18 protein-coding genes are annotated in these 16265 nt (G+C 69.5%); 12 read left to right on the top strand and 6 right to left on the bottom strand.

Annotated features, from left to right (window positions below; genetic code table 11):
* Position 1: 1 nt before the first annotated feature.
* From J2851_RS13660 to kdpF, 4 genes are read right to left on the bottom strand one after another with little or no spacing between them, the layout of a single operon-like run.
* Positions 2-610: a K(+)-transporting ATPase subunit C gene (locus J2851_RS13660; protein ID WP_209766843.1), complete on the bottom strand. Its 609-nt coding sequence runs from the start codon at positions 608-610 to the stop codon at positions 2-4.
* A 10-nt stretch (positions 611-620) separates the two neighbouring features.
* On the bottom strand, positions 621-2756 hold the full coding sequence (gene kdpB / locus J2851_RS13655; protein ID WP_209766842.1) for a potassium-transporting ATPase subunit KdpB: 2136 nt from the start codon (positions 2754-2756) through the stop codon (positions 621-623).
* Between the two features lie 14 nt (positions 2757-2770).
* Entirely contained in the window at positions 2771-4480 is a 1710-nt protein-coding gene (gene kdpA / locus J2851_RS13650; RefSeq protein WP_209766841.1) for a potassium-transporting ATPase subunit KdpA, read from the bottom strand.
* Positions 4481-4490: 10 nt separating this feature from the next.
* Positions 4491-4580 (bottom strand): K(+)-transporting ATPase subunit F, encoded by a 90-nt coding sequence (gene kdpF / locus J2851_RS13645; RefSeq protein ID WP_209766840.1) that lies wholly within the window; start codon positions 4578-4580, stop codon positions 4491-4493.
* A 756-nt stretch (positions 4581-5336) separates the two neighbouring features.
* Here kdpF and J2851_RS13640 point away from each other — a divergent pair.
* Entirely contained in the window at positions 5337-7226 is a 1890-nt protein-coding gene (locus J2851_RS13640; RefSeq protein WP_209766839.1) for a potassium transporter Kup, read from the top strand.
* 407 nt (positions 7227-7633) lie between these two features.
* Entirely contained in the window at positions 7634-8542 is a 909-nt protein-coding gene (locus J2851_RS13635; RefSeq protein ID WP_209766838.1) for an ArdC family protein, read from the top strand.
* 174 nt (positions 8543-8716) lie between these two features.
* On the opposite strand, the gene J2851_RS13630 is transcribed toward J2851_RS13635, so the two are convergent.
* Positions 8717-8968 carry a helix-turn-helix domain-containing protein gene (locus J2851_RS13630; RefSeq protein WP_209766837.1) on the bottom strand — a complete coding sequence of 84 codons (252 nt, stop codon included), beginning with the start codon at positions 8966-8968 and terminating at the stop codon, positions 8717-8719.
* A 179-nt stretch (positions 8969-9147) separates the two neighbouring features.
* On the opposite strand from J2851_RS13630, the gene J2851_RS13625 reads away from it, so the two are divergent.
* The 3 genes from J2851_RS13625 (at position 9148) to J2851_RS13620 (ending at position 10354) form a co-directional block, all read left to right on the top strand.
* Positions 9148-9423: a DNA -binding domain-containing protein gene (locus J2851_RS13625; protein ID WP_209766836.1), complete on the top strand. Its 276-nt coding sequence runs from the start codon at positions 9148-9150 to the stop codon at positions 9421-9423.
* Positions 9424-9588: 165 nt separating this feature from the next.
* Positions 9589-9786 carry a transcriptional regulator domain-containing protein gene (locus J2851_RS35755; protein ID WP_246500642.1) on the top strand — a complete coding sequence of 66 codons (198 nt, stop codon included), beginning with the start codon at positions 9589-9591 and terminating at the stop codon, positions 9784-9786.
* Positions 9787-9808: 22 nt separating this feature from the next.
* A complete protein-coding gene (locus J2851_RS13620; protein ID WP_307419536.1) occupies positions 9809-10354 on the top strand; it encodes a DUF2285 domain-containing protein in 546 nt (181 codons plus the stop codon).
* Positions 10355-10362: 8 nt separating this feature from the next.
* Here the strand turns inward: J2851_RS13620 and J2851_RS13615 are convergent, their stop codons facing one another.
* Positions 10363-11199: a pentapeptide repeat-containing protein gene (locus tag J2851_RS13615; protein ID WP_209766834.1), complete on the bottom strand. Its 837-nt coding sequence runs from the start codon at positions 11197-11199 to the stop codon at positions 10363-10365.
* Between the two features lie 516 nt (positions 11200-11715).
* Here J2851_RS13615 and J2851_RS13610 point away from each other — a divergent pair.
* The 7 genes from J2851_RS13610 (at position 11716) to J2851_RS13580 (ending at position 16263) form a co-directional block, all read left to right on the top strand.
* On the top strand, positions 11716-11967 hold the full coding sequence (locus J2851_RS13610; protein WP_209766833.1) for a helix-turn-helix transcriptional regulator: 252 nt from the start codon (positions 11716-11718) through the stop codon (positions 11965-11967).
* Between the two features lie 8 nt (positions 11968-11975).
* Entirely contained in the window at positions 11976-12860 is an 885-nt protein-coding gene (locus tag J2851_RS13605) for a replication initiator protein A (protein ID WP_209766832.1), read from the top strand.
* 211 nt (positions 12861-13071) lie between these two features.
* The gene (gene parA / locus J2851_RS13600) at positions 13072-13710 is read left to right on the top strand and encodes a ParA family partition ATPase (protein ID WP_209766831.1); all 639 of its coding nucleotides are present in this window, start codon (positions 13072-13074) and stop codon (positions 13708-13710) included.
* Positions 13707-13946, top strand: a complete 240-nt coding sequence (locus J2851_RS13595) for a chromosome partitioning protein ParB (RefSeq protein WP_209766830.1) — start codon at positions 13707-13709, stop codon at positions 13944-13946. The genes parA and J2851_RS13595 overlap by 4 nt, the downstream gene beginning before the upstream one ends.
* Complete coding sequence (locus J2851_RS13590) at positions 13943-14596, top strand: nucleotide-binding protein (RefSeq protein ID WP_209766829.1); 654 nt, start codon at positions 13943-13945, stop codon at positions 14594-14596. The genes J2851_RS13595 and J2851_RS13590 overlap by 4 nt, the downstream gene beginning before the upstream one ends.
* A gap of 363 nt (positions 14597-14959) precedes the next feature.
* Positions 14960-15703: a hypothetical protein gene (locus J2851_RS13585; protein ID WP_209766828.1), complete on the top strand. Its 744-nt coding sequence runs from the start codon at positions 14960-14962 to the stop codon at positions 15701-15703.
* Positions 15700-16263, top strand: a complete 564-nt coding sequence (locus J2851_RS13580) for a hypothetical protein (RefSeq protein ID WP_209766827.1) — start codon at positions 15700-15702, stop codon at positions 16261-16263. Before J2851_RS13585 ends, J2851_RS13580 begins: the two co-directional genes overlap by 4 nt.
* The last annotated feature ends 2 nt before the right edge of the window (positions 16264-16265 follow it).

The following is a 16265-nucleotide window of genomic DNA, read 5'->3' as shown; positions in this document are numbered from 1 at the left end:
CCTAACGGTCCGCCGCGCCGGCATCCAGGGCGAGGTTGAGCGCCAGAACGTTGACGGTCGGTTCGCCCAGGACGCCGAGAAGGCGGGGAACGGTGTGCGCCTCGACCAGCCGGCGGACCCGCTCCTCGGGAAGCCCGCGCGCCCGGGCGACCCGCGGCACCTGGAAGTCGGCCGCGGCCGGCGAGAGGTCCGGGTCGAGGCCGCTGCCCGACGTGGTGACCAGATCGGCCGGGACCGGGACACCCGGGTTCTCCGCCTTCAGCCGCTCGGCGTCGCCCTGGATGCGCTCCACCAGCGCCTTCGAGGTCGGGCCGGCGTTGGAGCCGCCGGAGTTCGCGGCGTTGTAGGGCGCCGGCACCGATTTCGCCGGGTCGGCCGGGTCGGGAGCTGTGGTCGCCGACGGGCGGGGGTGGAAGTACCGCTCGCCGGTGAAGGGCTGGCCGACCAACCCGGAGCCGATGACGGCGCCGTCCCTGACGATCAGGCTGCCGTTGGCCTGATGCGGGAGGACGCCTTGCGCGATGCCGGTGACGGCGAGGGGGTAGACGAGGCCGGTGATCACCGTCAATGCGGCGGTCATGACCAGCGCGGGGCGCAATTCCCTAAGCATGTCCGGGTCCTCAGACAAGGCCGATGGTGGTGACGATCACGTCGATCGCCTTGATGCCGGCGAAGGGGACGGCGAGGCCGCCCAGGCCGTAGACCAGCAGGTTGCGGCGCAGCAGCGCGGCGGCGCCGACCGCGCGGTAGCGCACGCCTTTCAGCGACAGCGGGATCAGCGCGACGATGATCAGCGCGTTGAAGATGATCGCCGACAGGATGGCGCTCTGCGGGCTCGCCAGTCCCATGACGTTCAGGGCCTGGAGCTGCGGGTAGAACGCCAGGAACATCGCCGGGATGATGGCGAAGTACTTCGCCACGTCGTTGGCGATGGAGAAGGTGGTCAAGGCACCGCGGGTCATCAGCAGCTGCTTGCCGATCTCGACGATCTCGATGAGCTTGGTCGGGTCGCTGTCGAGGTCCACCATGTTGCCGGCCTCGCGCGCCGCCATGGTGCCGGTGTTCATCGCCACGCCGACGTCGGCCTGGGCCAGCGCCGGCGCGTCGTTGGTGCCGTCGCCGCACATGGCCACCAGCTTGCCCTTGGCCTGCTCGTCGCGGATGAGCTGCAGCTTGGCCTCCGGCGTCGCCTGGGCCAGGAAGTCGTCCACCCCGGCCTCGGCGGCGATGGCGGCGGCGGTCATCGGGTTGTCGCCGGTGATCATCACCGTCCTGATGCCCATCTGCCGCAACGCCGCGAAGCGCTCGCGGATGCCGCCCTTGACGATGTCCTTCAGGTGCACGATTCCGAGCAGCCGGCCGTCCCTGGCGACCGCCAGCGGCGTGCCGCCGGCGTTGGCGACGCGCTCCGCAATGGCCGTCAGCTCCTGCTCGGCCGCGGCGACGGCCGGGCCCGGGCGGACCGCCGCGACGGTGCCGCCGCGCCCCACGGCGGCCGACCGCGCGCTGCCCTGGACGTGGGCGAGCACGGCGTCCACCGCGCCCTTGCGGACCGAGATGCCGCCCCCGCCGATGTCGCCGTCGATGCCGCTGATGCGGGTCTGGGCGGAGAACGGGATGAAGTGGGCGTGCAGCTCCGCCATTTCCCGGCCGCGGATGCCGTACGCTTCCTTGGCCAGCACGACGATGGAGCGGCCCTCCGGCGTCTCGTCGGCCAGCGAGGCGAGCTGGGCGGCGTCGGCCAGGTCGCGTTCGGACACGCCGCTCACCGGCAGGAACTCGGCGGCCTGCCGGTTGCCCAGCGTGATGGTGCCGGTCTTGTCGAGCAGCAGCGTGTCGACGTCGCCCGCCGCCTCCACCGCGCGCCCGCTCATCGCCAGCACGTTGAAGCGCACCAGCCGGTCCATGCCGGCGATGCCGATGGCCGACAGCAGCGCGCCGATGGTGGTGGGGATCAGCGTCACGAACAGCGCCACCAGCACCAGCACGCCAACCGAACCGCCGGCGTAGGCGGCGAAGCCGGGGATGGTCGCCACGGCGATGACGAAGATGATCGTCATGCCGGCCAGCAGGATGTTCAGCGCGATCTCGTTCGGCGTCTTCTGGCGCTGCGCGCCCTCGACCAGCGCGATCATCCGGTCGAGGAAGGTGGAGCCCGGTGCCGCGGTGATGCGCACCTTGATCCAGTCGGAGATCACCTGGGTGCCGCCGGTGACGGCCGAGCGGTCGCCGCCCGACTCGCGGATGACCGGCGCCGATTCGCCGGTGATCGCCGCCTCGTTGACCGAGGCGACGCCCTCGATCACCTCGCCGTCGGAGGGGACGAGGTCGCCGGCCTCGACCAGCACCAGGTCGCCCGGCTTCAGGCTGGTGGCGGGGACGAGCTGCACGACCGCACCGTCCGGGCCGAGCAGGCGGGCGCTGTTCTCGGTCCTGGCCTTGCGCAGGGTGGCCGCCTGCGCCTTGCCGCGCCCCTCGGCGATGGCCTCGGCGACGTTGGCGAACAGCACGGTGAACCACAGCCAGACGACGATCTGCAGCGCGAAGCCGATGCCGCCGGCCCCCGTCGCCAGATCGCGCAGAAACAGAAGCGTGGTCAGCGCGGCGACCACCTCGACGCAGAACATCACGGGATTGCGGATCATCAGCCGCGGGTCGAGCTTGCGGACGGACTCGGCCAGCGCGGGGCCAAGGATGGCCGGATCGAGCACGGTGGCGACCGGCGACCGTTTGCGGTCTTTCGGCACGGTGTGCATGGAAGCGTCCTCACTCAGAAGAGGGTGCCGGCGTTCATCGCCAGGTGCTCGACCAGCGGGCCGAGGGCGAGGGCCGGGAAGAAGGTCAGGCCGCCGACGATCAGGATGACGCCGACCAGCAGGCCGACGAACAGCGCGTCGTGCGTCGGGAAGGTCCCGGCGGAGGCCGCCGCGCGCCGCTTCGCCGCCAGCGAGCCGGCGATGGCCAGCATCGGCACGATCACGAGGAAGCGGCCGACCAGCATGTCGAGGCCGAGCGTCAGGTTGTACCAGGGCGTGTTGCCGCTCAGCCCGGCGAAGGCGCTGCCGTTGTTGCCGGCGCCCGAGACGTAGGCGTACAGCACCTCGGTGAAGCCGTGCGGCCCGGCGTTCGCCATCGACGCCACGCCGGTGTCGGTCACCACCGCGGCGGCGGTGAGGCCCAGCATCATCAGCGGCATGCAGAGGATGGCGAGCATGGTCATCTTGACCTCCTTCGCCTCCAGCTTCTTGCCCAGGTACTCGGGCGTGCGGCCGACCATCAGCCCGGCGACGAACAGCGCGATGATGACGAACAGCAGCATGCCGTAAAGCCCGGCGCCGACGCCGCCGACGATGACCTCGCCCAGCATGATGTTGACCAGCGGCACCATGCCGCCCAGCGGCGTGAAGCTGTCGTGCATGGCGTTCACCGCGCCGCAGGACGCCGCCGTGGTCACGGTGGCGAACAGCGCGCTCGAGGCGATGCCGAAGCGGGTCTCCTTGCCCTCCATGTTGCCGGCGGCGGGGTCGATCCCGAGTGCGGCGAAGGCCGGGTTGCCCTGCGCCTCCGCCCAATAGGCGACGGTGACGCCGGCGAGGAACAGCACGCCCATGGCGGCGAGGATGGCCCAGCCCTGGCGCTCGTCGCCGACCATGCGGCCGAACAGGTTGGTCAGCCCGGCGCCCAGCGCGAAGATCGACACCATCTGCACCAGGTTGGTCAGCGCGTTGGGGTTCTCGAAGGGGTGCGCGGAGTTGGCGTTGAAGAAGCCGCCGCCGTTGGTGCCCAGCATCTTGATCGCCTCCTGCGAGGCGACGGGGCCGAGTGCCAAGGTCTGCTTGGCGCCTTCCAGCGTGGTGGCCTCGGCGTAGGCGCCCAGCGTCTGCGGCACGCCCTGCCAGACCAGGAACAGCGCGTAGACCACGCAGAGCGGCAGCAGGACGTAGAGCGTGCAGCGGGTCAGATCGACCCAGAAGTTGCCCACCGTGCGCGCCGAGGCGCGGGCGAAGCCGCGCACCAGCGCCACCGCCAGCGCGGTGCCGGTGGCGGCCGAGACGTAGTTGTGGAACGTCAGCCCGGCCATCTGCACGAGGTGGGACATCGTGCTCTCGCCGCCATAGTTCTGCCAGTTGGTGTTGGTGGTGAAGCTGGCGGCGGTGTTGAAGGCGAGGTCGGCGGGCACCGCCGCCATGCCGGTCGGGTTGAACGGCAGCACGCCCTGAAGCCGCTGCATCAGGTACAGCACAGCCATGCCGGCGGCGCTGAACAGCAGCATGGAGACGGCGTAAGCCGTCCAGTGCTGCTCCGCCGCCTCGTCCACCCCGGCGAGGCGGTAGAGGCCGCGCTCGATCGGGCGCAGCAGCGATGACAGGAACGAGCGCTCGCCGTTGAAGACGCGGGTCATGAAGCCGCCCAGCGGCCGCGTGACGGCGGCCACCAGCAGGACGAAGAGCAGGATCTGGATCCAGCCGTTGACGGTCATGGACGCCTCCTCAGAACCGTTCGGGATGGATCAGCGCGTACACCAGGTACGCCAGCAGGCCGGCCGTCACGAGGCCGCCGAGGACGTGGTCGAGGACCATGGCGCCCTCCCTACAGCCGGTCGCAGGCATGGACGTAGGCGATCGCCCCGGCGAAGAACGCCAGCGTGATCGCCAGTGCGACGATGTCGAACATGATTGGTCTCCGAAGCACGCCATTTGCCGATGGGGAGAGTTTGGCAGCGTGAGGCCGAACCCGCCTTAATCCGGATAAAGTCCGCTGCGATCAGAGGCCCAGGGCGTCCAGCACCAGGGTCACGATCAGGGCGAGCGTCAACGCGGTGGCGAGCGTCACGGCCACCTCGTGAAAGACCTCCTCGGGCGTCGGGTACACCTCGTCCAACGGGGGCCCATCCAGTCCTTCCGCGGCCGAAGGCGCGTTCATGAGCTCTTCGGCCACGGCCCGTTCCGTTTTCCACAGCATGCGATCCTCGCGGCCAGCGCCGCCGGCCCCCGGAGAGGGCGCATGCCCCCTCAGGACCGTGCCGGCCCCCATAGAAGAGGGCAGTTCTGCGTATAAAAGCCATGAGGATTGATCGCATCGAAGAATATACGGACCACATATGCGCACGCCATCAGCGCCGCCTCTGCGACACGCCGCAACGAGCTTGAGCATCCATCCGCACAAGTTCCATGCTCTTTTCGGGTGCCGGAAATATATGCGGCATATATGCGACGCAGATCGCGTTCGGTCGCGCTGAACATTTTGTCTTGTGTTTCGTTTTGCAGGCGCATAATGGGGCGCCGTCGTTGCCGGTGGCGGCACGACAGGTGAACAGGCGCAAGGCGGGCGAACCAATGACCGAAGCCAGCATCCCCACTCCGGCCGGGACGGCAAAGCTGCGCGCGCTGACGCTCGGCGCGCTCGGCGTGGTGTACGGCGACATCGGCACCAGCCCGCTCTACACGCTGCGCGAATGCTTCGTGCAGAGCGGGCTGCCGGTGCAGCACGACACGGTGCTGGGCGTGCTGTCGCTGATCTTCTGGTCGCTGATGCTGGTGGTGACGCTCAAGTACGTCACCTTCGTCATGCGCGCCGACAACCAGGGTGAGGGCGGCATCCTGGCGCTCACCGCGCTGGCGCTGCGCGGCATGCGGCCGGGGCACCGCCGGACCATGGCGGTGATGGCGACCGGCCTCATCGGCGCCGCCCTGTTCTACGGCGACAGCATCATCACCCCGGCCATCTCGGTGCTGAGCGCCATCGAGGGTCTGACCGTCGCCACGCCGGTGTTCGAGAAATACGTCATCCCGATCACGCTGGCCATCCTGGTGATGCTCTTTGTCGTGCAGCGCCACGGCACCGCGCGCGTCGGCGCCCTGTTCGGGCCGATCATGGTCGTCTGGTTCGCCGTGCTGGCGCTGCTCGGCGTCGCGCAGATCGTCCGGGAGCCGCGGGTCCTGGAGGCGCTGCTGCCGATCCATGCGCTCCGCACGCTGGCCGAGCACGGGACGCTCGGCTTCGTGCTGCTGGGCGCGGTGGTGCTGGCGGTCACCGGTGGCGAGGCGCTGTACGCCGACATGGGGCACTTCGGCCGGCGGCCGATCCAGATGGCGTGGTACGGCATCGTGCTGCCGGGGTTGCTGATCAACTACTTCGGCCAGGGCGCGCTGCTGCTGAGCGATCCGTCCACCATCGAGAACCCGTTCTTCCACCTGGCGCCGGACTGGGCGCTGTACCCGATGGTGGCGCTGGCGGCGGCGGCCACCATCATCGCCAGCCAGGCGGTGATCTCCGGCGCCTTCTCGATGACGCGGCAGGCCATCCATCTGCGCTACCTGCCGCGCATGGAGATCCGCCACACCTCGGCGCACGAGATCGGCCAGATCTACCTGCCGGCGGTCAACTGGCTGCTGCTGGCCGGGGTGGCGGCGCTGGTGCTGGGCTTCAAGACCTCGAGCAATCTTGCCGCCGCCTACGGCATCGCGGTGACCGGCACCATGGTGGCGACCACGCTGCTCGCCTACAAGGTGGCGCGGCGGCTGGGGAAGTGGACGCTGTGGCAGGCCGGCGGAGCGCTGATCGTGTTCCTGGGCATCGACACTGCCTTTTTCAGCGCCAATCTGCTGAAGGTGTTCGAGGGTGGATGGTTCCCGCTGGCGGTGGCGGCCGGCGTGTTCCTGCTGATGACCACGTGGCGCCGCGGCCGTGCCGAGCTGCGCGACAAGCTCGCGGAGGACGCCATCCCCATGGATGCGCTGATGGGGCGCCTGAAGGGCGGCGCCATTCCGCGCGTGCCCGGCACCGCGGTGTTCCTGACCAGCAGCGCGCGCGATTTGCCGCCGTCCTTGCTGCACAACCTGAAGCACAACAAGGTTCTGCACGAACGCGTTGTGCTGCTGACGGTGGAGATCGAGGATGTGCCCACCGTCCCGGCCTCCGAGCGCTTTAAGCTGACGCCGTACTCGGCCGGCTTCTTCCGGCTGATCGTGCGTTTCGGCTTCATGGACGAGCCGGACGTTCCCGCCGCGTTGCGCGAACGCCGCATGCCCGGCCTGCCGTTCGAGCCGATGGACACCACCTATTTCGTCAGCCGTGAGACGCTGATCCCCACCCGGCGGACCGGCCTGCCGCGCTGGCAGGAGATCGTCTTCATCACACTGTCCAAGGCGTCGACCAGCGCATCGGAGTACTTCTGCATTCCCCCCGGCCGCGTGGTCGAACTGGGCATCCAGATCGAGATCTGAAGCCTTCATTCCGGATGGCTGCGGCGCAATCCGGTCGACGTTTCTTACTCCGCTGAACCAGCGCCTCCGCCGCCGCGCGGCGGACCGGGCTCTAGGGGCTGATCGCCCCCCGAGCCGCGCGGACGCGCGTCTCGGCCCATGCGGGTGACGATCCCTGGCGCGGTCCCATGGATCGGCGCCTCCGGCGCCGCCGGTGCGGGGAGGCGAGGGGCCCTGCCCCTACGCCCCGCCGACCCCGCCGCCTACGGCGGAGCAGGGCCGCCCGGCCCGTGCCGGGGCTGCAAGCCCCGCGGGCCGCGCAGCCCGGCCCCGCCCGCCGGCGGGGCCTCCCTCGTACCCCGGTCTCGCCGACGGGCAACCGTGCAGCAGCAGCGCGCTGCACGGCAGCCCAACACGGAGAGACCGCCATGGCCACCCTCACGCAAGACCGAACCGACGTCTACACCCGCGTCACCGAGCGCATCGTCGCCGACCTGGAGAAGGGCGTGCGCCCCTGGATGAAGCCGTGGGACGCCGGGAACGCCGCCGGCCGCATCGCCCGGCCGCTCCGCGCCGCCGGCCAGCCCTACCGCGGCATCAACACCGTCATGCTGTGGATGACCGCCATGGAGCGCGGCTATGCCTCGCCGTTCTGGTTGAGCTACCGGCAGGCGCAGGAATTGGGCGGTCAGGTGCGCCGGGGCGAGCACGGCACGCTGGTCGTCTACGCCGGCACCGTCACCCGTCCGGAGCAGAGCGGGGAGGGGGAAGAGAGCGAACGCGAGATCCGCTTCCTGAAGGGCTACACGGTGTTCAACGCCGAACAGGTGGATGGCCTGCCCGACCGCTTCCGCGCCCCGGCTCCCGAGCCGAAGGAGCCCATGGCGCGCATCGAAGCGGCAGACCGCTTCTTCGCTGCGACCGGGGCGGAGATCCGCACCGGCGGAACGCGTGCCTACTACGCCATCGGTTCGGACCACATCCAGATGCCGCCGTTCGAGACCTTCCGCGACGCCGAGAGCTTTGCCGCCACGCTCGGCCATGAGACGGTGCATTGGACCCGGCACCCGTCCCGGCTTGCCCGCGACCTCGGGCGCAAGCGCTGGGGCGACGAGGGGTACGCGGCCGAGGAACTGGTGGCGGAGATCGGCAGTGCCTTCCTATGCGCCGACCTCGGCATCACCCCGGAGGTGCGCGAGGACCACGCCGCCTACATCGCCTCCTGGCTGGAGGTGCTGAGGAACGACAAGCGCTTCATCGTCAGCGCCGCGGCACACGCCCAGCGCGCCGTCGATTACCTGCATGAGCTCCAGCCGCCGGTGCAGCAGGCCGCCTGAGCGTCGGCGGGGACCGGCGTGATCGGATGCCGGTCCCCTCGGCCCGCCAACGTCCGCCCATCATCGCGTGCTGATGAATAGCCGGAAAGTTTAGCTAAACTCCGCCGAATGCGCCGTTGGAGCCAAGCCCCCACACAGCATTTAAGGACATGGCGGAAAGCCGCCGTTCCGGAATTACGGATTGTCGGCAAGCTGCGAGAGGTAGGGGTGGTTGGGCGGCAGTTCCAGAAGATCGCGGGGAAGCACCTTGAGGGCCGTCGCCAGACGCCCGATGGTGGTGACCGTCGCCTTGTGCTCCGCCCGCTCTATACCGCCCAGATAGCTCCGGTCCATGCTGGCGCGGTGCGCCAGCTCCTCCTGCGTGATGCCTCTGGCCCGGCGCAGGCGGCGGACGTTCAGGGCCAGGATTTCGGGCAGATCCTCCATCCGCAGAATGGAGCCGGATTGCAGGATCAGTCTCCACGGGATACATCTCCCATTCGGAGCGGACCGATCGGGCTGGCCCGGCGCAACCTCGGCACAGGCGCGGACGGTGTTGGCATATCCTGGTATGCTGGCCGGAGGCGTTCCGCAGCGTGAAGGAACGTAGGGGAGGGAACCAACCGATGACCAAGCCGCAGCTCGAGCCTCCGGTCGCCGACGCGCCGCCGCAGTCGGACACGCTGACGGACTACGACCGCCTGCACCTCGTCACCTACCTGCGCCTGCTCGACGCCGAGGCGGACGGCGCCGATCCCGACGAGGTCGCCCGCATCGTGCTGGGCATCGATCCCCTGCGCGAACCCGAGCGCGCCCGGCAGAGCCACGCCGCCCATCTGGCGCGGGCGCAATGGATGAGCAAGGCCGGCTACCGGGAGCTGCTCCGGCAAGCCGCGCTCTGATCCGCATCGGCGGTTTTCCGGAAATCCTGATCCGCGTATCGGCGGACTCCGCCGAAGTACGCCTTTCTCGCACTGGTCCTACGTCCTCAGCGGCCTCGCAATTTATGGGTAGGCGCACACCTTTGGTTTGTGTGCAACCATACGCTGCGTGCGAGCGGCGCGATCATGACGGCGAAGAACGATTGGCGCAATCCGGCCGCCTACCAGTACGCGTTATCCCAGCCCGTTTCCTGCTGGGCATGGGAGTTCCTCCGACGCAACCGGGACTACCAATTGCACGTTGCGACCGCCCGGCAGAACGGCCGGCCGTCCTGTGAGGATGCGGCCGGTCACTGGGGGTTGCACAGTCCTGGAAGACCCTGACAAGAGCGGCGCGGAAACACTGGTGTTCTGGCGGCCGGACGTGTTGCCCGGCTTGGTCCGGCTGTCGCCGGCACCCAAACGCCACAGTGGACCGGCGGCGTGTTTCGATCCCTGGTGGGGGGCGTCGCGCCGGGCGATCCTGGAAGTCGAGAACGGCTTCCACGTCGCCCTGGCCGAGGGACCATACGAACGGCGATTCTGGATCGAGGGCAAGCGCCTGCCGAAACCGGGAACGCCCCTGCGGGCGCTGGTTTCGCTCGACGCCGACTTGGACACCCAGATGGCGGCGATCCGCCGTCTTCAAGAGACCGTGGCGAACCCATCCGCCGCAACGGACCTGACACCGTACCAGACACGCATGCTGGTGCGCGTCCTGCAGGCGCTCGACGCCCACCTCGACGGGGCCGGCGCACGCGATGCCGCTGAGGCGCTGTTCGGCTTCGAGCGCGTCAAGGCGGACTGGTATCGGAGCAGCCCCCTGCGAGACCAAGTGCGTTACCTGATCCGCCGGGGGCGGCAGCTCATGGACGGGGGGTACCGTGACCTTCTGCAGAGGACGTGCACGTAACGGCGGTTTCAGTCTCCAAGCAAGCGCTTCGCAAGGATTGCAACAAGCAGTCCGCCCATCATGTAGCCGATGGACACCTCCAAGATGACCACGGCCTTGGCAAGCTTGGTGATGGGCGATATGTCGCCGTATCCGAGCGTGGAAAAAGTCACGAAGGAAAAGTACAGGCAGTCGAAGAAAGTGTCGGCCTCCTTCAAGTCCCCAGGCATAGCGCTGTAAGCCGCGCCAAACAAAACGATGACGCCGGCAACCCAAACCAGCCATCGCCGCAGTGACCGCCCATAATCGCAGGTCAACCACAACCACTTGGCAAGCCATGGATGCCGACGCTGAAGATGGGCAATGCGCTGTTGAGTGCGGGCGTGCTCTTGCAGGAGGGCGGCGAGGTTGAAGTTGATCTGGTAGAGCGGGACCCCCAAAAAATCCGTGTTCGTGTCAAACTCGACATTGTCCACAAAGGTATCTTTCATGCTGGCCCAGGCCAGCCGCGTTCCGCGCAGATCCGCTTCGGACAGGTGTGAATCATCGAGTTTTGCCGCGGTCAGATTGGCGCCGCTCAGATCGGCCCCATACAATTCGATCCCCCGCAGATCCGCGCGCTCCAGGTTCGCTCCCGCGAGGGGAACGCCACGCAGATCCGGCTTTCCGTAGAAGCGGCCAACAAGGCTGTCCAGGCGTTCACGGTCGTAACCGCTGTTCCGCCACGCCGCGAGAATCCGCTTCCCCTCATCCGAATACCAGCGTTGGCGCAACGCCGCTTTGTCCGCCCGGATGTGGGCATCAAGGTCAGCATGGTCTGCGGAGACATCAACGCCAGCCGGAATGATCAGGCTCGCCGTTGGCACGCTTCAACCTCCCTCGCCCTTCCGAACCCTTGATGTGGCGCTGCGAGCCTGCACCTGCCAGCCCGCCGAAGCGGGCAAGTCCCCGCGGCTTGCCGCTCAGTCTACGGCTTTTCGTGGCTGCGGCAAAGGATGGATAGGGCCTCCAACGCCGAACCGGTTTTCGGGCTGGTCCTCTCGGGGCAGGTCAGTGGCGCTGTCCCGGAACCCGCGGCTGTCGGTGGTGGTGCGCTGGCACTGCCGATCTGGTTTTGCTCGTTTCCGGAATCCCGGAATTCCGCCAGCCCGCACATCCGCCGTCTCCGCTTCGCAGCTGGGCAAGATTGTTATAAAGATCGCCTTGAGGCTCCGGTTGACCACCATCGCAGCCGAGCGTTTTCAACGCGTTCACCGGCCTTGGCCGGGGGACTCTCCCCAGCAGGTTCTTTCCCCTCCCTGACCCCCCTCCCGCTTCGCCACCGTGCTCCCTGACGCGCCCCTGCTTGCCGCGGGCGCCCTGAGGAACACGGAGACTGGCGAATGGACGACAAGACCGGCGGCCTGCCGCTGCGCTTTCTGCGCACGCCCGAGGCCGCGCGTTTCCTCGGCCTGTCCGGCCGGACCCTGGAGAAACATCGCGTCTACGGCACCGGCCCGCGCTACCGCAAGATCGGCGGCCGGGTGGTCTACGCCCTTGAGGACCTACGGAACTGGGCTGACCAGGGCCTGCGCACCTCCACCTCGGACCCCGGCGCCGGCACCGTGCGGCCGGCCAAGCCGGCGAGCCGGTGAGCCGCGCCATGGACGGATCCCTCCGCAGCGGCGCCCTGCCCATGCAGCTCGACCTGTTCGTGGCGCTGCCCGGCGACATGGCGGTGCGCGACCAGCAGGACCTGATGGCGCACCCGTTCTTCTCGCTCGCCAAGTCCCGGCGCACCGAGCCCATCGACTACGCCGCGGGCGAGGTGCGCGTGCGCGTCGAGGGCACCGCCGAGCACGGCATCGCCACCATCTGGGACGCCGACGTGCTGATCTGGGCGGCCAGCCAGCTCGTCGAGGCGCGCGACGCGGGCCTGCGCACCGCGCGCCTGCTCAGCGCGACGCCGCACCAGATCCTCACCTTCACCGGCCGCGGCACCTCACTGCGCGACTACCAGCGTCTGCGCGCCGCGCTCGACCGGCTGCAGGCCACCACGGTGGTCACCAACCTCCGCCAGCCCGACCTGCGGCGCCGGCACCGCTTCTCCTGGATCAACGAATGGAAGGAGCGCGCCGACGCCGCAGGCCGGCCGCTGGGGCTGGAGCTGATCCTGCCGGACTGGTTCTACCAGGGCGTCCTCGACGACGCCTTCGTGCTCACCATCGAGCGCGAGTACTTCGGCCTGACCGGCGGCATCGAGCGCTGGCTGTACCGGCTGGCCCGCAAGCACGCCGGCCGCCAGCCGGACGGCTGGGCCTTCGACTTCCGCCACCTGCACGCCAAGTCGGGCAGTCTCGCCCGGTTCGCCAACTTCGCCATCGACCTGCGGGCCGTCGCCCAGCGCCAGCGGCTGCCGGGCTACCGGCTGGCCGTCGAGCGCCGGCCGGACGGCGGCGAGCTGCTGCGCTTCGTGCCGCACGGCCCGGCCGCCGGAGGCGACGGGCGCCGCCAAAGCTATCCACAGACGCGGGGGATAAGCCGGTGAAACCGCTCGTGCTATCGGGTGTGCATCCGCTCGTGCCATCGGGTGCACCGGACTCGTGCCATCAGGTGCACGAAGGGCCTGCAAGCTCCTGGAATACATCACGGATTCGCGCCCTTAACGTATCTAACGTAGAGTCTAACGACTCTTTGCTGGTGGGCGGTGGAGAACCCGGGGAAAGCCCCTGGCGCACCGCAGGCCGGGGAGCGGCGCCATGATCGTGGCGCTGCTGAACCAGAAGGGCGGCGTCGGCAAGACGACGCTCGCCACCCACCTGGCCGGGGAGCTGGCGCGCTCCGGGGCCAGGATCCTGCTGATCGACGCCGATCCGCAGGGCTCGGCGCTCGACTGGTCCGAGCAGCGGGCCAGGGAAGGGCTGACGCGCGTCTTCCCGGTGATCGGACTGGCGCGCGAGACGCTGCACCGCGAGGTGCCGGAACTGGCCCGCGGCTACGAGCACGTCGTCATCGACGGGCCGCCGCGCGTCACCGGGCTGGTCCGCTCGGCGCTGCTGGCGTCCGACCTGGTGCTCATCCCGGTGCAGCCGAGCCCCTACGACGCCTGGGCGTCGGCCGAGCTGCTGCGCCTGCTGGACGACGCGCGCGGCTGGAAGCCCGGCCTGGAGGCGCGCTTCGTCCTCAACCGCTGCATCGCCCGAACCCTCCTGCTGCGCGACGCCCGGCGGGAACTCGCGGCCGCGGTGCCGCCGGCCCTGGCGAGCGCGGTGGGGCAGCGCGTCGTCTTTGCCCGTTGCGCGCGCAGCGGCCGGCTGGCGGCGGAGGAGGCGCCCGGCTCACAGGCCGCCCGCGAGGTGGCGGCTCTCGCGGCCGAGGTGCTGGAGACGGCGCCATGAACGGCGGACGGATCGGATTCGGGACGCGCCCCGGTGATCCCGACGCCTGGGTGCGCCGCGGCGACGCGCCGGCCCCGGCCAAGGCGGACGTCTACACCGCGCGCCTCACGGTGGACATCACGCCAGAGCTGCGCGGGCGGATCAGGATCGCGGCCTTCCGCAAGGGCGTGACCATGGCGGTGCTGCTGCGCGAGCTGCTGGAGGGTGCCTTCCCGGAGGAGGGCGGGCGGTCATGATCGTGGCGCTCCTCAACCAGACCCGCGGCGCCGGCCGAACCACGCTCGCGGTGCAGATCGCCGGCGAACTGGCGCTCCAGGGTCAGCGGGTGGCGCTGCTCGATGCGGACGGGCATTCGGGCGCCTTGGAATGGGCCGAAGCACGCCGGCGCAACAGCCTGCCGGCGCTGTTCCAGACCATCGGCGTCTCCAGCCGGGAGCTGCGCGGCGGTCTCTGGGGGCTACAGGCCACCCTCGATCATCTGATCATCGACACCCCGTCCCATTCCGCCGACGCCCTGCGCTCGGCGCTGCTGGCGGCCGACACCGTGCTGCTGCCGACGCGCCCCGAACGGCCGGCGATGGGGCGTTGCGCCGCCACGATGCAGCTGGTCGCCGAGGCGCAGGCGGCGGAACTGGCGACGACCGCCGCCCTGGTGTTCACACGCGCCCCCATCGGCACGAGCGTCGAGCCCGGCGCCGAGGTGACCGTCTGCGGCCTGCGTCTGCCCGTCGCCGCCTCGATGGTGCGCGAGCGGATGAGCTTCGCCCTGAGCCGGGGCACCGGGCTGCTGGTGCACGAGATCGACCTTGCCGGGCAGGCGGAAGGCGATGTTCGGCGGCTCGTTGGCGAGGTGTTCGGGGTTCTGCCGGCCGTCGCCGGAGGGTGATCCGGTGGGGCGGCCAGCCGGGCTCGAGGAGGCGTCGCAGGATGGCGAAGGATCGGCTGCAAAGACAGGCGTTTGGACGGTTTCGCAAGTAACTGGATGCTTTTTGCGTGGCGGTCGCGCGAGAAGCAGAGGGCCTTTCAGCAAGATAAATAGCCGGTTCGCTCGTTCATCAGAGTGTTGCGGCGCGTAGGCTTTTTGCGTGCACACGCGGGCTTTCGTGAACAAGGCGGAATACCAGCAAAATGCTAAGCGTAACCCGATTTAATACTTGATGAAACGGGATGTTGACTTATGGTTAACGGATGCATGGTGCCGGTTCCACCTGCCGAGGGCAGGCCGCCGGCCAGGGCAGGGAGCACGGGCATGGGCTGGCGCGGCTCGATCTTCGACGGCATCGCCTCCGACGATGGCTTCAAGGCGCGGATGAAGGCGCTGGCCGACCGCGGCCGGTCGCTCGCCCGGGCCTACGTCCGCCGTCCGGAGCGCCGCGTGAAGGTGCGCGCCGCGCCCAAGGCGGCCGGCGCCTACGCCCGGCCGGTGAACGTCAAGGTGCTCTACCACGACCGGGCCCGCGGCGCCTTCCCGAACTCCGTTGCCGTGCTCGCCAACTATCTCGCCAAGGACGGCCCGCTGTTCGACCGCGACCGCCTCGGCATCGACAGGCAGGACATCGTCGACGCGTGGTCCGGCGACCGCCGGGTGTTCCACGTCATCGTCAGCCCCAACGACGGGCAGCGCATCGACGACATGGTGGCCTACGGCCGCGACGTGATGGCCGCGTGGGAGAGCCGTGTCGGCCGGCTGGAGTGGGTGGCCTCGGTCGAGACCAAGCCCGACATGGCGCACCCCGACGGCAACAAACACCTGCACGTCATGATCCGCGGCGTGCAGGACGACCGCGACCTCTTTTTCGAGCGCGACGTCGTCACCCACTGGTTCCGCGCCGACGCCATCGACGTCACCACCCGTACGCTCGGCTGGATGAACGAGCGCGAGCGTCAGGCTTACGAGCGGCAGCTCAACGAGATGGAGCGCCTGCGCGAGCAGCAGCGCGGCCGCGAGGCCGGGCGCGACGGCCTGCACGAGCTGGGAGGGCACGAGCTGTGAGACTCCCGGCCATCCTTCTCGGCGAACGCCGCTTCGCGTGGCGCCCGGTGGTCCTGGAGGACGGCCGGCGCGCGTGGCTGCGCTTCGTCTTCCGCGTCCACCCGGTGTGCGGGCTGGCACCGATGTTCGGCGGCCGGACAGCCGGGTTCACCGACCGCATTCCGTTCTGCGACCCCGGCTTGCGCGGCTGGCTGCGGGCCGGCCTCGTCGGAAGGATCCTCGCCATGCGCACGCGCCTGCTCGCCTGCCTGCTGGTCTGGTTCGCCGCCCTGTCCGCGATCACCGAGCTGGTGGGCTGGCTGTTCTCCTGGCCTCCCGTCTTCGGCGGGATGCGCGTCGGCGACGCCGTCCTCTACCTGCCCGGCCAGTTCCTCGCCTGGCGGCCGCTGGTGGCCAGCGCGCACCGCTGGATGATCGACGCCGCCGTCCTCGTGTCGCTGGCCTGCGCCGGCGCCCTGGGCGTGCGGATCTGGCTCGACCTGACCGGCAGCCGCATGCGGCGCTTCGGCGCCGGCCGCTGGGCCGGCCGCGACGACGTGCGGCGCAGCGGGCTGCTGTGAGG

The sequence above is a fragment of the Azospirillum rugosum genome, from assembly GCF_017876155.1.
Taxonomy (GTDB): domain Bacteria; phylum Pseudomonadota; class Alphaproteobacteria; order Azospirillales; family Azospirillaceae; genus Azospirillum; species Azospirillum rugosum.
This window is presented reverse-complemented; position numbering and strand designations above follow the sequence as displayed.